Genomic DNA, 18,705 nt, shown 5'->3' with positions numbered 1-18,705 from the left:
GAGGCGGATGTCAGCCGAGAGAGGGGCCCAGAAGGCGCATGATGGTGCCGCCGAGTACGTCGCGTCGCGCGTCGCCGTCGATCGGCCAGTCCAGCACCCGGCCCAGCTCGGAGCGCGGCACCGCGTAGGGCGCGTCGGTGGAGAAGACCAGCCGCGACGGGCCGATCTCCGGATCCCGGCCCAGCTCGACCAGGACGGTGTCCCACGGCGCGTAGCTGGTGTCGCCGTAGAGGTTCGGCGCGTAGCGCAGCGCCGGTGCCGCGTCGATCCAGAAGTCGGTGGCGCCGCTGCGGCCCATCACGAAAGGCGTCTCCGGCCGGCGTCTGGCCAGGCTGGCCAGGGGCAGTGGCAGCGCGCTCGGGGGAGTGCCGGTGCGGACGTAGACGGGCCACCCCGCCTCGGCCGCGAAGTCCAGCAGCGGATCGAGGAGCCCGTCGAGAAGGTCGAATCCCTGAAGCACGCTGTCCACGTTGAGGGCGCGGGCCCCGGCGTCCCTGGCACGTTCCAGCTCGTCGACGGCAGCTGGTCCACGCCACGGATTGGCGACCGCGTACGGGATCAGCCGCCCCCCCGACGCGGCCGCCGCCGCGGCGACATGCTCGTTGCCGGCCCGGTTGTCGTAGGCGATGCAGCGTTCGTCCGGTGCCACCAGGGCCACGTCGATGCCCAGTGAGTCCATCGTCGCGATCAGCTGATCGGCCTCCAGACCGGCCTCACGTCCCTGCCCCAGCCGTACATGCGCGTCAACGATCAACGGGTTCTCCCACGGTCAGGCCGAGGGCGGAGAGCGCGTCGGCGTGGATGATCTGCTCGATGAGTTCGGCCGGCACGCGCGGCAGCGCGGTACCCTCCAGGATCCTGTTGACGCCGCGCAGCCCCGCCATCGCCTCGCCGGTGTTGGCGATCGGGTAGTCCGAACCGAGCAGGAGCTTGTGCGTGCACCCCCATTCGACCGCGGCCAGCAGCGACTCGTAACAGACCCACGGCCGCAGGTAGATCGAGGAGACGTCGGCGTAGACATGGGGGTGCTTGCGGATCGTCGCCACGGTCTCCTTACCCCAGGGATGGCCCATGTGGGCCATGACGATGCGCAGCTCGGGGAAGCGCAGCGCGACCTCGTCGGTCACCAGCGGGTAGGTGTAGCGCAGCGGCGCCGCGCGGATCGGCGACGCCCCCTGATGGAAGAGGATGGGCAGCGCGTTCCGCTCGCAGTAGGCGTAGAACGCCAGCGCGGGCTCCCCGAGCGGATCGAAGTTCTGGTAGTTCGGGCCGAGCTTGACGCCGACGAGCCCCATCTCACGACATCGCTCGGCCTCCTCCAGGCAGTCGGCGGACGTGGGGTCGACGGACATGAACCCGATGCGGCGGGCGGGATCGTTGGCCACGAACTCCGCGGTCGCGTCGTTGGTACGTTCCGGAGCGTGCGGTATACCGGTCGCGGCGGCCGGGTCGGCCACCGCGATGTTGAACACGATCGCGACGTCCGCCGCGGACATGGCGCTGTCGAAGTCGGCCCAGCTGTTCGTGGTGACGACGGGACGATCGGTGCGCCAGGAGGTGAAGACGCACACCTCCTCGGCCGGCACCGTGTCGCGGTGGGTGGGAGTATGGGCATGAACATCGACGATCATCGAAATTCCTTCATCAGGTCCGCTCGTGGCCGGACCCCCAGTCCGGGGGAGTCGCCGAGCCTGACGCGACGGCCGTCGCTGTCCAGCGGCTCGGCGAGGATGTCCTCGGTGTAGTAGTGCGCGCCGATGATGTCGGAGGGGAACTCCCGCGACAACACCGGCAGCGCGCAGGCGACATGGAGTTGCGCGGCGGCACCGATCCCCAGCTCGCCGTTGGAGCCGATGAGCGTGTCGACCCCGAAGGAGGAGGCGAGCAGGCCCATCGCCACGGCGCGCCCGGGCCCGCCGCTCTTGCCCACGTAGAGGCTGACGCAGTCGGCGGCCTCCGCCCGCACCAGCGCGGTCAGGTCGGCCAGGCCGAAGACGGACTCGTCGGCGATCACCGGCAGGCCAAGGTTCCGCAGCTGCCGCATGCCGTCCAGATCGGCCGGCGCGACCGGTTGCTCGACGAACGCGACACCCTGTTCGGCCAGCGCGGGGATCGCCCGGACCGCCTGGCTGCGCGTCCATCCTCCGTTGGCGTCGGCCCCCAGGAAGGCCGCGGGACCGGCGAGCTCCCGGGCCCGGGACACCCGGGCGACGTCACCGGTGACGCCGAGCCCGACCTTGACCTTGAACGCCTGGAATCCGGCCCCGGTCGCCGCACGGAAGACCGAGTCCAGCGCCGTGGCGTCACCGGACAGGGAGAGCTTGATCGGGACCTCGTCGCGGTACGGGCCGCCGAGCGCCACGGCGAGCGGGACGTCGAGAGTCCGGGCGAACGCGTCCCACAGCGCGATGGACACGCCCGCCTTGGTAAACGGGTTGCCCGCGAGCAGTCGGTCCATCAGGAGCTCCAGGCCGCCGACCGGCGCGAGCGGCCGGCCCACCAGGGCGGGGGCCAGGATCTCGCGGATGAAGTGGGCGGCGCTGACGCCGTCCTCGCCGCTCCACAGCGGTGTCGCGCTGACCTCGCCGTACCCTTCGACGCCGGTGCTGGTCACCACGCGAACCAGCAGGAAGTCCGAACGGGCGTGGGTTCCCCTGGCGCCGGTGACGACCAGGCCCGGGTGTACCTGGAGGCTGATCGCCGCAGTGTGGACCGCGACGACGGTCGGTCTCACCGCCCCGCCAGCAGTGCGCGGGGGTTGTCGACCAGCATCGCCCGGCGCTGCTCGTCGGTGATCCCCCACCCGTCGATCTCGGCCACCCGGGCCACCGCGTAGTCCTGGCTCTTGCGATCCGACAGCCCGGCGTCGGTGCCGAACAGGACCTTGTGGGAGGGCGCCCGGGAGAGGATCTCGCGCGCCGCGTAGGGCGGCGTGCCGCAGATGCAGATGTAGAGGTTGGGGGTCTCGATGGTGAGGGCGAGCGACTCCCGCCAGGTGTCGTGCAGCCCGGCGTGCCCCAGGACGACCGGCAGGGAGGGGTGCCGCCGGGCCAGGGCCGCGATCTGACCTCCGGTGGAGTAGGGCGGTGTCCCGTCATGGCTGAGCAGGATGCCGCCGCTCTGGGCGAGGACGTCACAGATCGGGTCGAGCGCCGACTCGTGCATGCTGAAGCCCTGCAGCCACGGATGCAGCTTGAGGCCGCGCAGCCCGAGCTCGTTGAGCATTCGGTCGACCTCTCCGGGGGCGTCCGCGCGACGCGGGTGCACGGTCCCGAAGCCGGCGAGCCGCTGCGGGTACTCCCCGACGAAGGCGGCGAGGTCGTCGTTGCTCTCGGGAGTGGCGTCGAAGAGGCCATCGTGGCTGAGGACCACCGCCTGGTCGATGCCGGCCGAGTCCATGAAGGCGACGAACTCGTCCGCGCCGAACGTGACGCCGCCCAGCCAGCTGGTGGTGCGCCAGGTGGGGGTGTGGGTGTGGAAGTCGATCACAGGACGCCCGCCAGCTCGACCAGGCGGTCCGCCGCCCGGCCGACGAGGTCTTCCAGCCGCCGTTTACCCTCGTCGGCCTGGGCCAGTTCGGGCCGGTCGGTGAAGCCGTCGATCCGGCGCCACACGGTACCGGAGTGCAGGTCCACTCCCTGGACGGTCACGACCTCGGGCACCTGGGGCCGGGGGACGCGCGGGCCGACCAGGTCGGGCCGGAGGGCCAGGACCATCGAGGTCTCGAACTCCCCGGCATGTCCCGGCACCGGCGGCTCGCCTTCGGTGTCGGCGAGCCGCCAGTAGTCCAGGTGCGCGACGGACAGGTCGAACCGGGTCGAGCCCGCGGCGGCCGCGGCGTGGCAGACCCCGACGTTGCCGCCGTGCCCGTTGAGCAGGACCACCCGCCGCCCGCCCTGCGCCGCGATCGAGCGCAACAGGTCGCAGATCACGGCCAGCAGCGTCTCCGGTGACAGGGAGAGCGTCCCGCCGTAGGGCAGGTGGTGATCCGAGGCACCCCAGTCGATCGCGGGGGCGACGATCAACGGCCTGTCGCTACGACCGGCCGCCGCCGTCGCCGCACCGTCGGCGACCGCGGCGGCGATGAGGGCGTCCGTCGAGGTCGGCAGGTGCGGCCCGTGTTGCTCGGTCGCACCGACCGGGATGATGACGACGGCCTCGGGCAGGTGCCGCCTTAGCCGGTCACGATCTGTTTCGGACCATCGCAGAGCTATCGACACATCAAACATCCTTCGATATATCGTATTTATTTCCGATACATCGAATCTTAGGAGCCGACGAACTCGGATGGCAATGACCCGCTCCGACATCCGAGCCGCCGGGAGATCACGATGCCGAGATGGACGACGCCCGCCGCGGCGGCGTCGCGCCGGTCGCCGACGAAGTCACGGGCGAAACCGGTCACCCCGACTGCCCCGGTGATCCGGCCCTCGGCATCGAAGAACGGCGCCGCCAGGCAGGAGATCTCGGCCTGCTCCTCCTCCTCCTCGATGGCGTAGCCGTCGGCGCGCACCCTCTCCAGCAGTTCCATGAACGCCTTCGAGCTGGACTCCCGGGCCCGCGGTCCCTGCCCGGCCGCCAGTCGCGGCAGCAGGACGGCGAGTTCGTCGGCGGGCAGGTGGGCCGCGATGGCCCGGCCCAGCGCGGTCAGGTCGAAGGGTGCGACCTTGCCCGGATAGGTGTCGAACTGGATGAAACCCGGGGTCGCGGCCTTGGCCACGTAGACCACCGATGCGCCGTCCAGGACCCCGATGTGGACGGGCATCCCCAGCTCCTCGGCGAGCGCGCGCATCTCGGCGGTCGCGATCTGCGACAGGTCGACCTTGCGCACCAGCTGGCTGGCCAGACTGTAGAGCCGCAGCGTGGGACGCCAGAAGTGACTGCGCCCGACCACCCGGCGGGTGGCGTACCCGCGATGCTCCAGGGTGTAGACGATGCTCGCGCAGGTCGCCAGCGGGATACGGGTCACCTTGGCCAGCGCCGTCAGCGTGAGATCCTCGTCGGCCGTCACCAGCTGCTCAAGAACGGTCAGCGTGCGGTCCACACCCGGAGACGCCGGGCGCTCCGCCCCGCTGCCACCATCAGACATCGATCGGTCCTACCTTTCGGCTCGTCGTTCCCGTGCTTCACGGCGCCGGCGTCGGTGGCTGCCCTTCGGAACGGGGTTCGATATTCTGGCATTCCGATAATAGTTTCATTATATCGAAAGTATGGGATTCATGGGCGCCGAACACACGAACCCGGGACCAGCCGTTTCCGGTGTCGTAGCCATCATCCGCCTGCGTGAGGGTGAACCCGACGACGCCATCGCGACCGCCCTGCTGGATGGCGGGGTGGACGTCATGGAGGTGACCCTGCCCACCCCCGGGGCCCTCGCCGCCATCCGCCGCTGGAACACGCACCCCGATATTCTCGTCGGGGCCGGAACCGTGCGCACCGCCTGCGACGCCGACGCCGCGATCGCCGCGGGCGCCCGCTTCCTGGTCACCCCCACCACCATGCCGGACGTCCTGGCCGTCGCCCACGCCGCCGGCATACCGGTGGCGTGCGGTGCGCTCACCCCGACCGAGATCGACCTGGCCTGGCGGCACGGCGCCGCCGCGGTCAAGGTCTTCCCCGTCTCCGCCCTCGGTGGCGTCGGCTACCTGCGGGCCGTGCGCGAACCGCTCGACGACGTTCCCCTGCTGCCGACCGGCGGGGTGAGGCTGGAAGACCTCGTCCCCTATGCCCGGATGGGGTGTGTCGGTGTCGGCGTCGGCGGCGCGCTCGTCTCGGCGGACCTCGTTGCGGACCGCCGTTGGGGGACGATGACCGAACGCGCAGGCGCCTTCGCCGCGGCGTGGCACGAAGGGCTGGTACGACGAGATGCCTGACGTCCTGACACTCGGCGAGGTCATGGCCTGCCTGCGGGCCGACGGCCAGGTCCGGCTCGGGGGAACCGCCCGCATCAGCGTCGCCGGCGCCGAGGCCAACGTCGCCATCGGCCTGACCCGGCTCGGGCACGACGTCGTGTTCGTCGGCGCCGTCGGACCCGACCAGCTCGGTGAACTCGTACGGCGCACCCTGCGCGCCGAGGGGGTCGGCATCGCCACGATCCGGACCGACCCGGCGCAGACCGGCATCGTGGTCTTCGAGCAGCGCGTCGCCGGGCTGACGCGGGTGGACTACCACCGGCACGGCTCGGCCGGCGCGAGACTCTCCGTCTCCGACGTGGAAGAGGCGTTCGCGGCGATCCCGGCCCCACCGCGAATCCTGCACATCACCGGGGTGACCCCGGCCCTCGGTGAGGGCCCGGAGCGGGCCGTGCGCGCCGCGGTGCGCCTGGCCAGGGCCGCCGGTGCGAGAGTCTGCCTGGACGTCAACCACCGCAACCGGCTCTGGTCCGAGACCCTGGCCCGCCAGGTGCTGACCGAACTGGCCGCCGAGGCCGACATCGTCATCGCCTCCGACGACGAGCTCACGCTCGCCACGGCCGGCGACGACGAGGCGAGCAGGGTGCGGACGCTGCTCGCCGGGGGAGTGGCCGAGGTCGTCGTCAAGCGCGGGCCGGCCGGCGCCACGGTGTTCACCACCGACCAGACGCTCACCCTTCCGGCCAGGCCCGTCACCGCCGTCGATGTGATCGGCGCCGGTGACGCCTTCGTCGCCGGGTACCTCTCCGGGCTGCTGGACGGCCTGCCACCGGCCGGCCGGTTGGCGCGGGCGATCACCACGGGAGCCTTCGCGGTCGCCGCCCACGGCGACTGGGAGGGAGCGCCGACCCGCGCGGAGCTGTCCATGCTCGACCTGCCGGACGGCACGGCGGTCCGATGAGGGTACGCCACACGGCGTAAAGCACGCCGTGGCGCCCGGCGGTCGCGGGCAGGCGGGCCCACAGCACCGGCGAGCCCGGACTCCGGCGGCGTGGCGCGCCTCAAGCCCGCCGGGGAGTGCCGCCGGATCCTGACACCGCCAAGTGCGAGTTTCATGCCGTTCGTCTGACAAATCCCACCACGGGCGAATTGCCACTTCCCGTGATGCACCCCCTTGCCTTTCCTGGATGCCGGTGTCACAGTTTCCAATTATCGATACTCCGAATATGTCTTCGGAATATCGAAAAATCCTTCCCCCTCTGTCGTCACGTCCGGCACCGACGCTGTGCGAGTGCTGTTCGAGGAGGCTGTCCAAGTGAAAGAACCATCCAGGCGCCGCATGCTCCTGATGACCGGTGGAGCCGTCGCCGGCGGAGCGCTGGCCGCCACCACCCCCCTGGCCGGGCAGTCGAGCGCGTACGCCGACACATTCGTGCCGACGCCACTGGCGGCGTCCGATCCCGAACCCAACATCGAACGCTCCAAGCACTGGTGGCTCCCGCAGCGCAACGTGTGGACGCCCATCGGCTGGAAGGGCCACCTCTTCCGGTTCAACGTCGTCTACAACGGCGCGCTCATCTGCGACCCCAGCTGGGTCTTGGCGGCCAAGCCCAACACCCAGCCCTGGCACGGGAAGAACTTTCAGACGACCGTCGTCATGCCCATGCGCGGCGGCGGCTTCCGCGACTTCCCGTCGACCGTGCGCGAGGTCTGGGACGACGACCTCGGCTACGGGCAGCAGGGCTGGGAGGAGGACAGCGACGCCCCCGTCCTGTGGACCGAGCACCGCCGCCAGGAGGGCCTGGTCGTCAAGCAGTCGGTGTTCGCGCACGTCCCGGGCGAGCAGATCGTCCAGACGGCGACCGAGCCGATGTACTCCTGGACCCGCTTCGAGGTCGTCCACGTCGACCCGGTCAGCGCGGTCAAGGACTTCGTGTTCCAGCTCTGGCTCAGCGGGTCGTACATGAAGCCCGCGGGGCCGTACCAGGACGAGGACGGCGTGCCGCTCACCGTTTTCCCCGAGACGGCGCCGATCCTCACCGGCCTGACGATGGGGCGGGTGTGGAACCCGACCGGCAAGCCCATCACGGTGCCCATCACCGACTCCGAGGGCAACGTCAAGGTCATGGTGACCACCGCCGACAAGGGCTCGATCGCCATGACCGAGAACGCCAAGGTCAAGGGCGTCTACGACCTGAGGCTCGGCCTCCCGGCGACCGTCGGGGCCTACGTCGACGTGCTCATCCCGATGATTCCGCAGCCGCTCGCCGACGCCAAGGCCGAGGCCGCGTTCGGCCGCGACGGGGCACTCGCCAAATGCCAGGCGTTCTGGAAGGAGAGCGCGCCGACGATCGCCGTGATCGAAACCCCGGAAAACTACATCAACCAGGTCATGCGCCGTGGTCCGCAGCTCGCTCAGGTGGTCGCGGAGAAGAGCCCCGACACCGGGCTGTTCACCTTCCTGTCCGGCTCATACGCCTACGACGTGCTGTGGAGCACGCCGACCTCCATGGTCAGCCACATGTTCATGGACCGGCTCGGTTATCACGACGTCGTCGAGAACCACATCGAGATCTACAAGGCCACCCAGGGGACGCGGACCCCGCCCGGTGCGGTCTTCGCCGGCGGATCGTACCCGGGGTACCTGTCGACCCCCAAGACGTTGCAGGCCGTCGACTGGATCAGCGACCATGGCGCGATCCTGGAGATCCTGTCGGTGCACGCGCTGCTGACCGACCGTCCGGCGTTCATCACCAAGTGGACCGACGTCATCGTCAAAGCCTGCGAATACATCGTCCAGGCCTGCGCGCTCACCAACCACGGCGGCGTCAAGGGCCTGATGCCCCCCGGCTACTCCACCGACGAAGGCGTCGAGACCCAGGGCTTCATCAGCCAGTGCTTCACCTACAAGGGACTCGCCTCCGCCGTCGAATTCCTGCAGCGGATCAAGCACCCCCGCGCCGGCGAGTTCGCCACCTTCGCCGACACCTTCCGCGCGACGTTCGTCCAGGCCGTCCGCGACCTCGCCGGCCGGTCGGCGAAATGGACCGACGACAAGGGCAGGCAGTGGCCGGTCTTCCGGCCACAGTTCGCGGGCGAGGGGGTCTGGGACGCCTTCACCATGCTCGACACCGGCGCGCTGATGTCGGTGTGGGCCGGGCTGATGCCGGCCTCCGACCCGATGATGACGTCGTTCGTCGAGTTCTTCCGGGTGGGCCCCAACACCAAGCTGTTCGACCCGGTGCACCACAACGCGCTCGACCGCGCCATCCTCGACCACGAGCAGTCCTCGGCCGAGCCCTGCTACAGCTGGAACATGTTCCACACCTGGCAGCTGGGGGACCGGGCGCACTTCCTTGAAGGGTTGTACGGCCTGCTCACCGGGGGCCTCTCCCAGGACACCTACGTCTCCAGCGAGCACCGCAACGCGATCTACGGCAACCTTTTCTCGCACCCCATCATCACCTGGTCGCTCATTCACTCGGTCATCGACGACAGCCTTGTCCGGAACCAGCTGCAACTGCTGCGGCTCTGCCCGCTGGAGTGGCTGTCGGACAAGAAGCAGACCCGCTTCGAAAAGATCCCCACCAAGTTCGGCCCGGTCACGCTGCGCTTCAAGGTGGAGGGCCAGCACGACGACACCCTCAAGGTGGACTACCACGGCGACTGGCACCACAAACCGGGGCGCGTGGTGATCGAGACACCACCCCTGCCCGGGTTGAAGTGGATCATTGCGAACGGACGTAGGTACCGTGCCGGACGAAGGATTGAACTCTGATGACGACGTCGATTCGCACGACCGCGGTCGCCGCGGCCCTCGCCCTCGCGATCCTCACCGTCGCCCCGGCCGCGCACGCGGCACCCGGCGACGACCGCAAGCGGCCTGCCCCCGGCCCCACCGAGCCCTACCACTCCGGCAAATCCGGTAAGCCCAGCAAGCCTGGCAAAACCAAGAAGTGGGATGTCAGCGGCATTCGCGCCAGAACTCTGGCCGCGGCCCCCGAGCCGACCGCCCGCTCGGGCCCGTCCCGCACCGCCGCGACCCCGTCGCCGGCGGCGAACGACGTCACCGGCGACGGCCGGGCCGACCTGGTCGCCCAACTGTCCGGCCCCGACGCCGGAGCGCTGCGCGTCTACACCGGCAACGGGGCCACCACCTCCAATCCGTGGGAGACGACCTACACCGCGACGCCGCCGCAGTGGGAGTTCGCCGACACCCTGATCGTCGCCGACGTCACCGGCGACAACCGCGCCGACGTCGTCGTGCGCGACCCTTCGGCGAACAACGGCACGCTGTACATCTACCCCAACGACGGCTCCGGCTCGGCGAACCCGTGGCCCAGCCGTTTCGCCGCCGGCACCGGATGGAACATCGTCGACCGGATCCTCGTCGGCGACGTCACCGGTGACGGCAAACCCGATCTGCTGGCGCGCAACCCCACCGAAAGCAGCGGAACCCTCTACGTTTACCCGAACAACGGCTCGGTCACCTCCAACCCATGGACCCAGTCTCCGATCTGGTCGGGCAACGGGTGGAACCTCGCCCAGATGATGATGCTCGACGACGTCACCGGCGACGGCAAACCCGAAATCGTCGCCCGCGACACCACCGGAGCCCTCCTGGTCTACCCGCACAACGGGTCGACCGCGTCGAACTTCTGGACCTCGATCGTGTACGGGAGCACCGGCGGCTGGAGCAGCGCCGACCGGCTGTCCATGGACGACGTCACCGGCGACGGGCATCCGGACGTGATCTCGCGGGACCCCTCCGGCGCCCTGTGGATTCACCCCTGGCAGAGCGCCACGGCGGGCTCGATGTGGTCGCCGACGACCCGCTTCGCCGCGGGCACCGGCTTCGAGTACGCGCTCGACGTCGTGACCGGCGACGTGACCGGCGACGGCAAGCCCGACCTGGTCGCCCATGTCGCCCGCAGTGGCGACCTCTGGCTCCTGCCGAACACCAAGGCGGCCACCGGCAATCCCTGGCCCGACAGGGTCAGTGCCGGCACCGACTGGGGCTTCGCCTCGCAGATCCTCCTCGCAGACGTCAACGGCGACCGCCTTCAGGACGTGCTCGCGGTCGACAAACGCCTGTCCAACGGCACCCTGTGGATCTACCTCAACAACGGGTCCACGACCGGCCTGCGCTGGACCAACCGCTACTTCGGCGGAACCGGCTGGAACATCTTCAACCACCTGATGGCCGGGGACGTCACCGGTGACGGACGTGCCGACCTCGTCGGACGCGACAACACCGGCGACATGTACGCCTACCCCGGCAACGGATCCACCACCGCCTTCCCGTGGACGCCGCGCGCGTGGGTCGGCAGCAACTGGCAGACGGCCACCCGGCTCGCCCTGGGTGACGTGGACCGCGACGGCATCGCCGATCTCGTCGACCTGGAGAACGACGGGTCCCTGTGGGTCTTCCCGACCGGCGCGTCAACCGATCCGATCGTGGTGCCGGGCAACTGGACCGGAACGCGGTCGCTCGGCCTGGGCCACGTGACCGGGGGCTCCGGGCCGGACCTGGTGGTCGGCGACGCCTCCGGCGGACTGTCGATCTACGCCAACAACGGCGCCACCTCGGGCAACCGCTGGTCCAGCACCCCCAGATCGGGCGGCACCGGTTTCCAGGGCGCGCTCTCCCTGGTGCTTTAGGGACCCGTGATACGACGCTTGCCGGGAAAACCGGTCCGGTCACCCGGCGGCGATACCAGGTCGACCTTCGGAGCCGGCACCGGCCATCGAGAGGAATCAGGCATGACAGATCATATGAAGGTGGGTATCCACACCGACCAGGCTCCGCCCCCGCGAGGCGCCTACTCCCAGGCGGTCGTCGTCGGAGATCTCGTCCACACCGCGGGCTTCGGGCCGGTCGACCCGGTGACCCGGACGATCGTCGGTGACGACGTCGCCGAGCAGACCCGCCAGACGCTGCGCAACGTCGCGGCCGCGCTGCAGGCCGCGGGCTCGGACCTGCAGGACGTCGTCAAGGTGACCGCGCACCTGGCCGACATCGACAACGACTGGGACGGCTTCGACACGGCCTACCGCGAGTTCTTCGACGAACCGCGCCCGGCCCGCACGACCGCCGGATCCAGCCTCGGCGGAATCCTCGTGGAGATCGACGTCGTCGCGGTCAAGGGCAGCCGCCGACGGTCCTGATCCTCACGACGCGCGCGCCGAGCCGGCCTCGGGGCCATCGGCGCGCGCGGTGAGAAGGGCCAGGCGGACACGCTCGACTCGGTCCAGCGTGTCCGGCCAGGTCCGCGACCCTCGAAGTCTCCGCACACCACCTCGGCCTCGTCCGTCGGACACGCGGCCCATGGATCGCGGGTCACGGCCCGCCGGTCACCGCCGCCGTCGTGGGACAGACGGCCGTCGGGCGCTCACCTCCGCCGGCGAGTCGTCCCGGCCACCCGGGTCCATCGTCCAGGCCGGGGCCGTCATGCCGAAGGACGCCGCGACCTGAGGGGAGACTCCCCAGCCCGGGTACGGCGCCCGAAAGCACCTGATCTGGACCGGACCTCTGGCCGACAGCGGGGACGTCCTGGCCGTGCGCCTCGTCGACCAGTGCCGTATCAGGCAACGTTCGCCCGGTGGGCAGGCGCTTGCGCTGACCTCCAAGTAAGGCACAAGTACCTTCTGCGATCTTTGGCGACCGATGCCGAGATCGTAGGAGATTTTCCATGGGGGTTCGCAACTTCTTCCCGGCCGGCCGGATGCGCAGGTGGACGACACCGTTCCCGCCGCAGGCGTCCGGACCGGAAGAGGTCCTGGCGACCGCGCGGCTCGATCCGCAGGCCGTCGGGGACCCGAAGGAGATCTCGCGGGAAGAGAGGGGCCACCTGAAGGGGCCCATCGAGGCCACACCGGATCCGGAGAACCGGGGGGAGCCGTCGCGGCCCTGGCGGACCGCCCATGTGGCGTACCCGGTTGCCTTCGGCAAGGACGACGAGAAGGCGATCTTCGTCTCGCCGACGAGCGGGAAAGCCGGGATGTCCGACGAGATCATCGCGACGGACGCCTGGCGGGGCCTCAGGAGCCGCGCACCCGCCCGGCCGAAGATGGCGGCCATCGCCGTCTTCACCGCGGGCGCCACGATCGCCCTGGTCACCCTGGTCGCGTTCGGCACCGTGCTGGACCAGGTCTGGCTGATACCCCCGCTCGTCGCCAGCGCCGCCCTGGTCTTCGGCGCGCCGACCCTGCCGCTGGCGCAGCCGCGAAGCGTGATCGGCGGTCAGCTGCTGGCGGCGCTCACCGGATTCGCCGTACTGGCCGTCGCCGGCTCTTCCGTCTGGGCCGCCGCCGTCGCCGGCGGTCTGGCCCTCGGGGTCACGGCCCTGACTCGTACGCCGCACTCGCCCGCCGCCGCCACCGCGACGGTCGTGGTCGCCCAGCAGCAGCCCCTGGTGCCGTTCCTGCCGATACTCGTCGCCGCGACCGTCGTCCTGGTGCTCGTCGGCATGCTCATCGGACGCAGCGGGGTGACACCGCGCTACCCCACCTACTGGTGGTGACGACCACCGGCTCTGCCGTTTCGCCCAGGAGGCCACGGTGACCGGTTGCCATGCCCTGTGCTCGCGTTCACTCCGTCGGGACGCGACAGACAGCAGCAGCACGGCAGCCGCACCGCCCTTGCTCATGATGTCTCCCAGTGTCTTTCGGTGGTGGAGGTTGTTGTTGCGGTGAGTGTCAGCGCGGGGTCAGTTCCGAGCTCGGCGATCAGCGGGACGGTCTCAAGACGTGTGGGCGTCCGGGCCCGTCGCCGTCCGGGTCCGTTTAGCCCACACGTGTTGACATTCCGCCTGCGCCCGGCGAGTTGGCGACTTGGCTCGATCAATCGACGCTGACGTCTTCGTCGAGGAGAAGGCCGATTGACCTCATGTCCTGCGCCGTGCTCGATCGGGTGTGCTCCCCGTTACTGAGCGGCGGGATGGTGTGGTTGATGCGGAAAAGGTGGTTCGGGTCGTAGGTCGCCTTCAGCGCGGCCAGACGCCGGTAGGCCGCCTCGGTGTAGGCCCGCCTGACCCGCTCGGGAGCCGAGTCGTGGTCGAACAGGAACCCCGGAAGCATGGCGCCGGTGTCCCACCGCCGGAGCCGCTCCAACACCTCGTCGGATGTCTTGCGCACCGCGTCGGCCTGCCCGGCCGGAGCCGGCATCCGCAGCCACAGGTGGAAGGCCGCGCCCTGGGTGCTGACCGCGTGCGGCCGTCCGGGCGTCCGGTTCAGCGCCCCGCCCAGGTGACGCAGTTCGATGCCGGGGAACGGGCCCCCGGGCGCCGCCGGGTCGATGAAGGAGACCAGCTCCTTCACGGCCTCGTCATCCAGTTCGTGCAGCAACGCGCCGCGCAGGTGCGTTGAGACCGGGTGCTTGGGGTCCTGGTAGATCTCGGTGATCTCCGTGTACGGCATGGCGCGGCAGGTGTCCTTCTCCGGGCCGAGCGCGCGCAACGGCTTTACTAGCCGCGCGCCCTGCTCCTCGTCCCCCATGTGGACCACCCGGACCTGCACGAACGAACGGCCGCGGAGCTCCTCAGGCAGTTGCGGCAGGTTAGGGAAGCGCAGCAGCGACACCGAGGACGACATCTCCTCCGGCTGGTCCTTGGCCCAGGCCAGGTAGGAGCCGAGCACGTGGGCGGCGTGCCCGGGGTTCTCGCCCGGGTAGTAGAGCTCACCGCCGTAGACGGTGCGCAGTGGCAGCAACTCGATCTCGGCCGCGACCACGACGCCGAAGTTGCTCTTGCCACCCCGCGCCGCCCAGAACAGGTCGGGCTCCTGGCCGGGTGAGACGGTGCGGAGCAGGCCGTCGGCGGTGACGATGTCGAGCGAGCGGACGTGATCGGCGGCGAAGCCGTAGGTGCGGCAGGCCAGCGGGAGCCCGCCGCCGGTCAGGTAGCCCATCACCCCGACCTGGCTGGAGGAGCCGCACAGCGGCACGAGGCCGTGCTCGGCCGTCGCGGTGAGCACCTCGCCCCACTGCAGCCCGGCTCCGATCCTCGCGGTGCCGGCGCGCGGGTCCACCGACAACTCGCGCAGCTCACCGGTGTTGATGAACACGGCTCCGTCCGCGGGCACGGACTTGCCGTGCCCGGTCGACTGCACCGCGACCGGGAGCCCCGCCTCGGCCGCGAACCGGACGGCGGCGGCCACGTCGTCGGCGTCGGCGGCGACCACGACCACCGCGGGCCGGTGCTCGACCGTCAGCAGCCAGCCGGTGCAGGCCTCCTCGAAGCCTTCGTCGCCGGGGTAGAGCGTGCGCCCTCGAATCGGCGCGCCCAGGCTCACCACGTCGTGCCAGGCCGCCCGCCCGCCGGTGAGGCGGTCGGCGGTGAACGTCGCCGACATGGCGGTGTGCGCCGGTACGCCGTCGGGGGTGTAGACGCTGACGGTGCCGATCCCGCGAAATACGGCCCCATCCAGGTGAGCCTCGACGTGGATCTGCACGCGACCTGAATGATCGGAGGCCGGAGTGGCGACCTCGGTGAGCTCGTAGGAGAAGAGACCAGGCCGGCCCGCGCGCCAGACCCCGGTGCCGACGCTGACGGGAGTGCGCAGCGCGACCGTGCCGTCGGGCGCGAACGAGAGGGTGAAGGAATCGGTCTCGTCGTCGCGGTGCGCCAGACCGGTCCACACCCCCACGGGAGTCTGGGCCGCGTCGGTCGCGGAGTTCGTATCCAGCATGTCAGTTATCCACTTTCTTCAAAGACTTCGCCGCGTCGCCGGCCTGCGCGGGCGGCGGGGAGCCCGGCATCCGGGCGCTGCGTAGCAGGGTCGCGGACACCAGGGCCAGCAGCGCGGCGAGCACCGCTCCGATGATCGCGGTCGCCTGCAGGCCGTGCACAAAGGACTCACGGGCCGCCGCCAGCAGCCCGGCGCCGTCGGCGGCCGGTAGCTCGCGGGCGACGTTGACCGCGGCGGCCAGGGTGTCCTTGGCCGTTTCGACCACGGAGGTGGGCAGCCCCTCGGGGAGCCTGTCGGCCAGGTTCGCCCGGTACACCGCGAAGCCGATGCTGCCGATCACCGCGACGCCCAGCGCGCTGCCGAGCTCGGTGCCGGTCGAGGCCATCGCGGACGCGGCGCCGGCCCGCTCGGGCGGGGCGGCTCCCACGATGAGTCCGGTGCCCAGCGAGATCATCGGCCCGAGCCCGAGTCCGATGACGGCCGCTCCTGTCACCGCGACGTACAGGTCGGCCGGACCACTGACCTGGGTCAGCACCACCATGCCGGCCGCGGCGACCACCAGGCCGCCGGCGAGCAGCGTGCGCAGTTTCATGCGGCCGGCCAGGGCCGGGGCCGCCATGGCGCCGATCATGATCGCGATGGTGGTGGGCAGCGACCAGAGCCCTGCCTGCAGCGGGGGGTAGCCCGTGCACCAGCTGCAGATATTGCATGACGAAGAACTGCGATCCCGCGGACAGCAGGGTTGCCAGCACGAGCATGCCCAGGGCGGTGCCGAACAGGCCGTGGTGGAATAGCGACAGGTCGACCAGCGGCTGCTGGAGCCGGCGCTGACGAGCGATGAAGAGCACCGCCAGCGCCAGGCCCGCGATGATGGCAATGCCCGGCTCGGGGCGCAGGCCGTCCTCCGCCATCCGCTTGAGACCGTAGATCAGGGCCAGGATCCCGGCGACGGACATGATCGCGCTGATGAAGTCCGGTCGGGAAACCGACTCCTGCCGGTACTCCGGCAGCACGAGCGGGCCGACCACGATCAGCAGCAGCATGACCGGGACTCCGAGCAGGAAGACCGAGCCCCACCAGAACAGCTCCAGGAACGTGCCGCCGACCAGCGGCCCGATCACCGTGCCGAGGCCGAAGAAGCCGGTCCAGGCCCCGATCGCCGCGCCCTGCTGCTTGGGGTCGCGGAACATGACCCGGATCAACGAGAGGGTGGAAGGCATCAGGGTGGAGCCCGCGATGCCCAGCAGCGCGCGGGCGGCGATGAGCATCGCCGCGTTGACCGCGAACGCCGACAGCACCGAGGCCACCCCGAACGCGACCGCGCCGATCAGCAGCAGCCGCCGGCGGCCGATCCTGTCCCCGATCGCGCCCATGGTGATGAGGAAGCCGGCGATGAGGAATCCATAGATGTCCACGATCCACAGCAACTGGGTGTTGCCCGGCCTGAGGTCGGCGGTGAGCGCGGGCAGCGCCAGGTGCAGCACGGTCAGGTCCATGGCGATGAGCATGGTGGGAAGCGCGAGGACGGCCAGCCCGAGCCATTCTCTTCGGGTTGCCCGTGGTGCGGCCGCCGCACCGACGTCGGTACTCAACGCAATCTCCTTGTGTTGTGTGGTTGAAGGTCGAGCTCTGGCCGGTACACGTGCTGCGCACCATCCGGCGGCATGAGAGGTCACACCTCTACTCACAGATTTGTTGGATAAGCCAACGTTGGCCCGGCCAACATTAAACACAATCGTGGGCGCGGCCAACAATTTGCTAGATTGTCCCCGTGGACACCGCAGAGGGACCGCCGCCGCAGCGGCTGCGCACGCTGCCGAGCAGGTTGACCAACCACGCGGCGCTGATCGCCAACCGGATCGTGGATCAAGCGCTCGCCCAAGCCGGCGTTCGGCGCTACCACTACTCTCTGCTCGCCGCGCTGGAGGAGTACGGCCCGGACAGTCAGGCCGCCCTCGGTCGCCGCACCGGCATCGACCGCAGCGACATGGTGGCGACCGTCAACGACCTCGCCGAACGGCACCTCCTCGAGCGCGCACCCGACCCGGAAGACCGTCGGCGCAACATCGTCACCATCACCGCGGCGGGCCAGAAGCAACTCGCCCACCTCGACCGGCTCCTCGCCGCCGCCCAGGACGAGTACCTCGCCCCGCTGCCCGCGGCCGACCGGCGGAACCTGATCGACCTGCTCACCCGCCTCGTCGATCAGCACGGCGGCAAGCACCACTGATGTGTCCTCTGGGTGAGTCCCCGGGTCCGGAGCCGAGTGCGGTGCCGCCGCCGAGTCCTACGCCGACCAGATCAGCGCGGCCTCCCAAGGGCCGAAGGGCGCCGTCGAGGTGCTGGAGGAACTGGCCGCCAAGGCCAAGGCATACGAGGCGTTCACGGCTACGCCCTGTCCAGGGTCTTCTTTGGCTGGCGGGGCACAGTGTCACCCTTCAGGTGCCCGTACACCGTTGAGCGCGGTACCCCGAACAAGTCCGCGATCTGCTGGACGGTCTTGTCCCGCGTGTTGTATAACTCCTGGGCGAGGGCGGCCTGGTCGGCGGTGAGCCTGGGCCGGCGTCCGCCGACCCGGCCGCGGGCACGGGCAGAGGTCAGGCCGTCCATCGTGTTGGCCACGATCAGCTCGCGCTGCAGCCCGGCCAGGACCGACAACATGCCGAACATCGCCCGGCCCTCCATCGTGTCGGTGTCGATGCCCTGCTCGATCACATGCAGGCCCACCTTGCGTTCGCGCAGGTCCGCCCCGAGGGTGCACCAAGTGCAGGACTGAGCGCGACAGCCGGTCCAGCCGGGTGACCTTCAGCGTGTCGCCCTCGCGCAGCAGCTTGAGAACCAGGTCGAGGCCGGGCCGGGAGGCCTTGGCGCCACTGGCCTTGTCCAGAGTTTCGTGGAGATGATGATGTACCCCGAGTTCGATAGAGTCGCCCGCGATGCGGGCCGCCTCACCCGGCTAAGGGCACGGGCACGATCACCTCGGTGGCAACCTGAACGGGGGAGAAGCGGGCGCCGCTCAGCCGAGCGCAGCAGCCTGAGAACGGCGGCCCCCGGCGCGGCAGGCAGGCCACAATGTCATCACTGTGAGCAAACGCCCCCCATGAGTAAGCTGAACGACCTGCGGTTGACGGTTATGGCCGCCGATCTGCTCTCCAGTCCCCGCTTC

The 18,705-nt window shown here is 70.1% G+C and carries 15 protein-coding genes and 3 pseudogenes; 7 read left to right on the top strand and 11 right to left on the bottom strand.

What is annotated here, in order from left to right; all coding sequences use genetic code 11:
- Nucleotides 1–10: 10 nt before the first annotated feature.
- From ABT061_RS35555 to ABT061_RS35530, 6 genes are read right to left on the bottom strand one after another with little or no spacing between them, the layout of a single operon-like run.
- A complete protein-coding gene (locus ABT061_RS35555; RefSeq protein ID WP_350926350.1) occupies nt 11–754 on the bottom strand; it encodes an amidohydrolase family protein in 744 nt (247 codons plus the stop codon).
- Nucleotides 744–1,631, bottom strand: a complete 888-nt coding sequence (locus ABT061_RS35550; protein WP_350926348.1) for an amidohydrolase family protein — start codon at nt 1,629–1,631, stop codon at nt 744–746. Before ABT061_RS35550 ends, ABT061_RS35555 begins: the two co-directional genes overlap by 11 nt.
- On the bottom strand, nt 1,628–2,734 hold the full coding sequence (locus tag ABT061_RS35545; protein WP_350926346.1) for a mandelate racemase/muconate lactonizing enzyme family protein: 1,107 nt from the start codon (nt 2,732–2,734) through the stop codon (nt 1,628–1,630). Before ABT061_RS35545 ends, ABT061_RS35550 begins: the two co-directional genes overlap by 4 nt.
- A complete protein-coding gene (locus tag ABT061_RS35540; RefSeq protein ID WP_350926344.1) occupies nt 2,731–3,489 on the bottom strand; it encodes an amidohydrolase family protein in 759 nt (252 codons plus the stop codon). The genes ABT061_RS35545 and ABT061_RS35540 overlap by 4 nt, the downstream gene beginning before the upstream one ends.
- Complete coding sequence (locus ABT061_RS35535) at nt 3,486–4,220, bottom strand: creatininase family protein (RefSeq protein ID WP_350926342.1); 735 nt, start codon at nt 4,218–4,220, stop codon at nt 3,486–3,488. The genes ABT061_RS35540 and ABT061_RS35535 overlap by 4 nt, the downstream gene beginning before the upstream one ends.
- Before the next feature lie 47 nt (nt 4,221–4,267).
- Nucleotides 4,268–5,089: an IclR family transcriptional regulator gene (locus ABT061_RS35530; RefSeq protein WP_350926340.1), complete on the bottom strand. Its 822-nt coding sequence runs from the start codon at nt 5,087–5,089 to the stop codon at nt 4,268–4,270.
- 130 nt (nt 5,090–5,219) lie between these two features.
- On the opposite strand from ABT061_RS35530, the gene ABT061_RS35525 reads away from it, so the two are divergent.
- The 6 genes from ABT061_RS35525 to ABT061_RS35500 all read left to right on the top strand — a co-directional run bounded on the left by ABT061_RS35525 (nt 5,220) and on the right by ABT061_RS35500 (nt 13,375).
- A complete protein-coding gene (locus ABT061_RS35525) occupies nt 5,220–5,873 on the top strand; it encodes a bifunctional 4-hydroxy-2-oxoglutarate aldolase/2-dehydro-3-deoxy-phosphogluconate aldolase (protein ID WP_350926338.1) in 654 nt (217 codons plus the stop codon).
- Entirely contained in the window at nt 5,866–6,813 is a 948-nt protein-coding gene (locus ABT061_RS35520) for a sugar kinase (RefSeq protein WP_350926336.1), read from the top strand. Before ABT061_RS35525 ends, ABT061_RS35520 begins: the two co-directional genes overlap by 8 nt.
- Before the next feature lie 354 nt (nt 6,814–7,167).
- The gene (locus ABT061_RS35515) at nt 7,168–9,630 is read left to right on the top strand and encodes a hypothetical protein (RefSeq protein ID WP_350926334.1); all 2,463 of its coding nucleotides are present in this window, start codon (nt 7,168–7,170) and stop codon (nt 9,628–9,630) included.
- Complete coding sequence (locus ABT061_RS35510; RefSeq protein WP_350926332.1) at nt 9,630–11,513, top strand: FG-GAP repeat domain-containing protein; 1,884 nt, start codon at nt 9,630–9,632, stop codon at nt 11,511–11,513. Before ABT061_RS35515 ends, ABT061_RS35510 begins: the two co-directional genes overlap by 1 nt.
- Before the next feature lie 102 nt (nt 11,514–11,615).
- On the top strand, nt 11,616–12,020 hold the full coding sequence (locus ABT061_RS35505) for a RidA family protein (RefSeq protein ID WP_350926329.1): 405 nt from the start codon (nt 11,616–11,618) through the stop codon (nt 12,018–12,020).
- Nucleotides 12,021–12,544: 524 nt separating this feature from the next.
- A complete protein-coding gene (locus tag ABT061_RS35500; protein ID WP_350926327.1) occupies nt 12,545–13,375 on the top strand; it encodes an HPP family protein in 831 nt (276 codons plus the stop codon).
- A 319-nt stretch (nt 13,376–13,694) separates the two neighbouring features.
- Here ABT061_RS35500 and ABT061_RS35495 read toward each other — a convergent pair whose 3' ends face one another.
- Entirely contained in the window at nt 13,695–15,539 is a 1,845-nt protein-coding gene (locus ABT061_RS35495; protein ID WP_350926325.1) for an FAD-binding oxidoreductase, read from the bottom strand.
- Nucleotide 15,540: 1 nt separating this feature from the next.
- Nucleotides 15,541–17,131 (bottom strand): annotated as a pseudogene (locus ABT061_RS48440) (MFS transporter).
- 179 nt (nt 17,132–17,310) lie between these two features.
- Between ABT061_RS48440 and ABT061_RS35480 the strand changes: the two are divergent.
- Nucleotides 17,311–17,769: a MarR family winged helix-turn-helix transcriptional regulator gene (locus tag ABT061_RS35480; protein ID WP_350926324.1), complete on the top strand. Its 459-nt coding sequence runs from the start codon at nt 17,311–17,313 to the stop codon at nt 17,767–17,769.
- A 158-nt stretch (nt 17,770–17,927) separates the two neighbouring features.
- Here ABT061_RS35480 and ABT061_RS35475 read toward each other — a convergent pair whose 3' ends face one another.
- From ABT061_RS35475 to ABT061_RS35465, 3 genes and pseudogenes are all read right to left on the bottom strand, one after another.
- The gene (locus ABT061_RS35475) at nt 17,928–18,149 is read right to left on the bottom strand and encodes a helix-turn-helix domain-containing protein (RefSeq protein ID WP_350926427.1); all 222 of its coding nucleotides are present in this window, start codon (nt 18,147–18,149) and stop codon (nt 17,928–17,930) included.
- Nucleotides 18,126–18,290 (bottom strand): annotated as a pseudogene (locus ABT061_RS35470) (recombinase family protein); the annotation flags it as partial. The gene ABT061_RS35475 and the pseudogene ABT061_RS35470, both read right to left, overlap by 24 nt.
- Nucleotides 18,291–18,315: 25 nt before the next feature.
- Nucleotides 18,316–18,426 (bottom strand): annotated as a pseudogene (locus ABT061_RS35465) (recombinase family protein); the annotation flags it as partial.
- Between the last annotated feature and the right edge of the window lie 279 nt (nt 18,427–18,705).

This window comes from Streptosporangium sp. NPDC002544 (assembly GCF_040295965.1).
Taxonomy (GTDB): domain Bacteria; phylum Actinomycetota; class Actinomycetes; order Streptosporangiales; family Streptosporangiaceae; genus Streptosporangium.
This window is presented reverse-complemented; position numbering and strand designations above follow the sequence as displayed.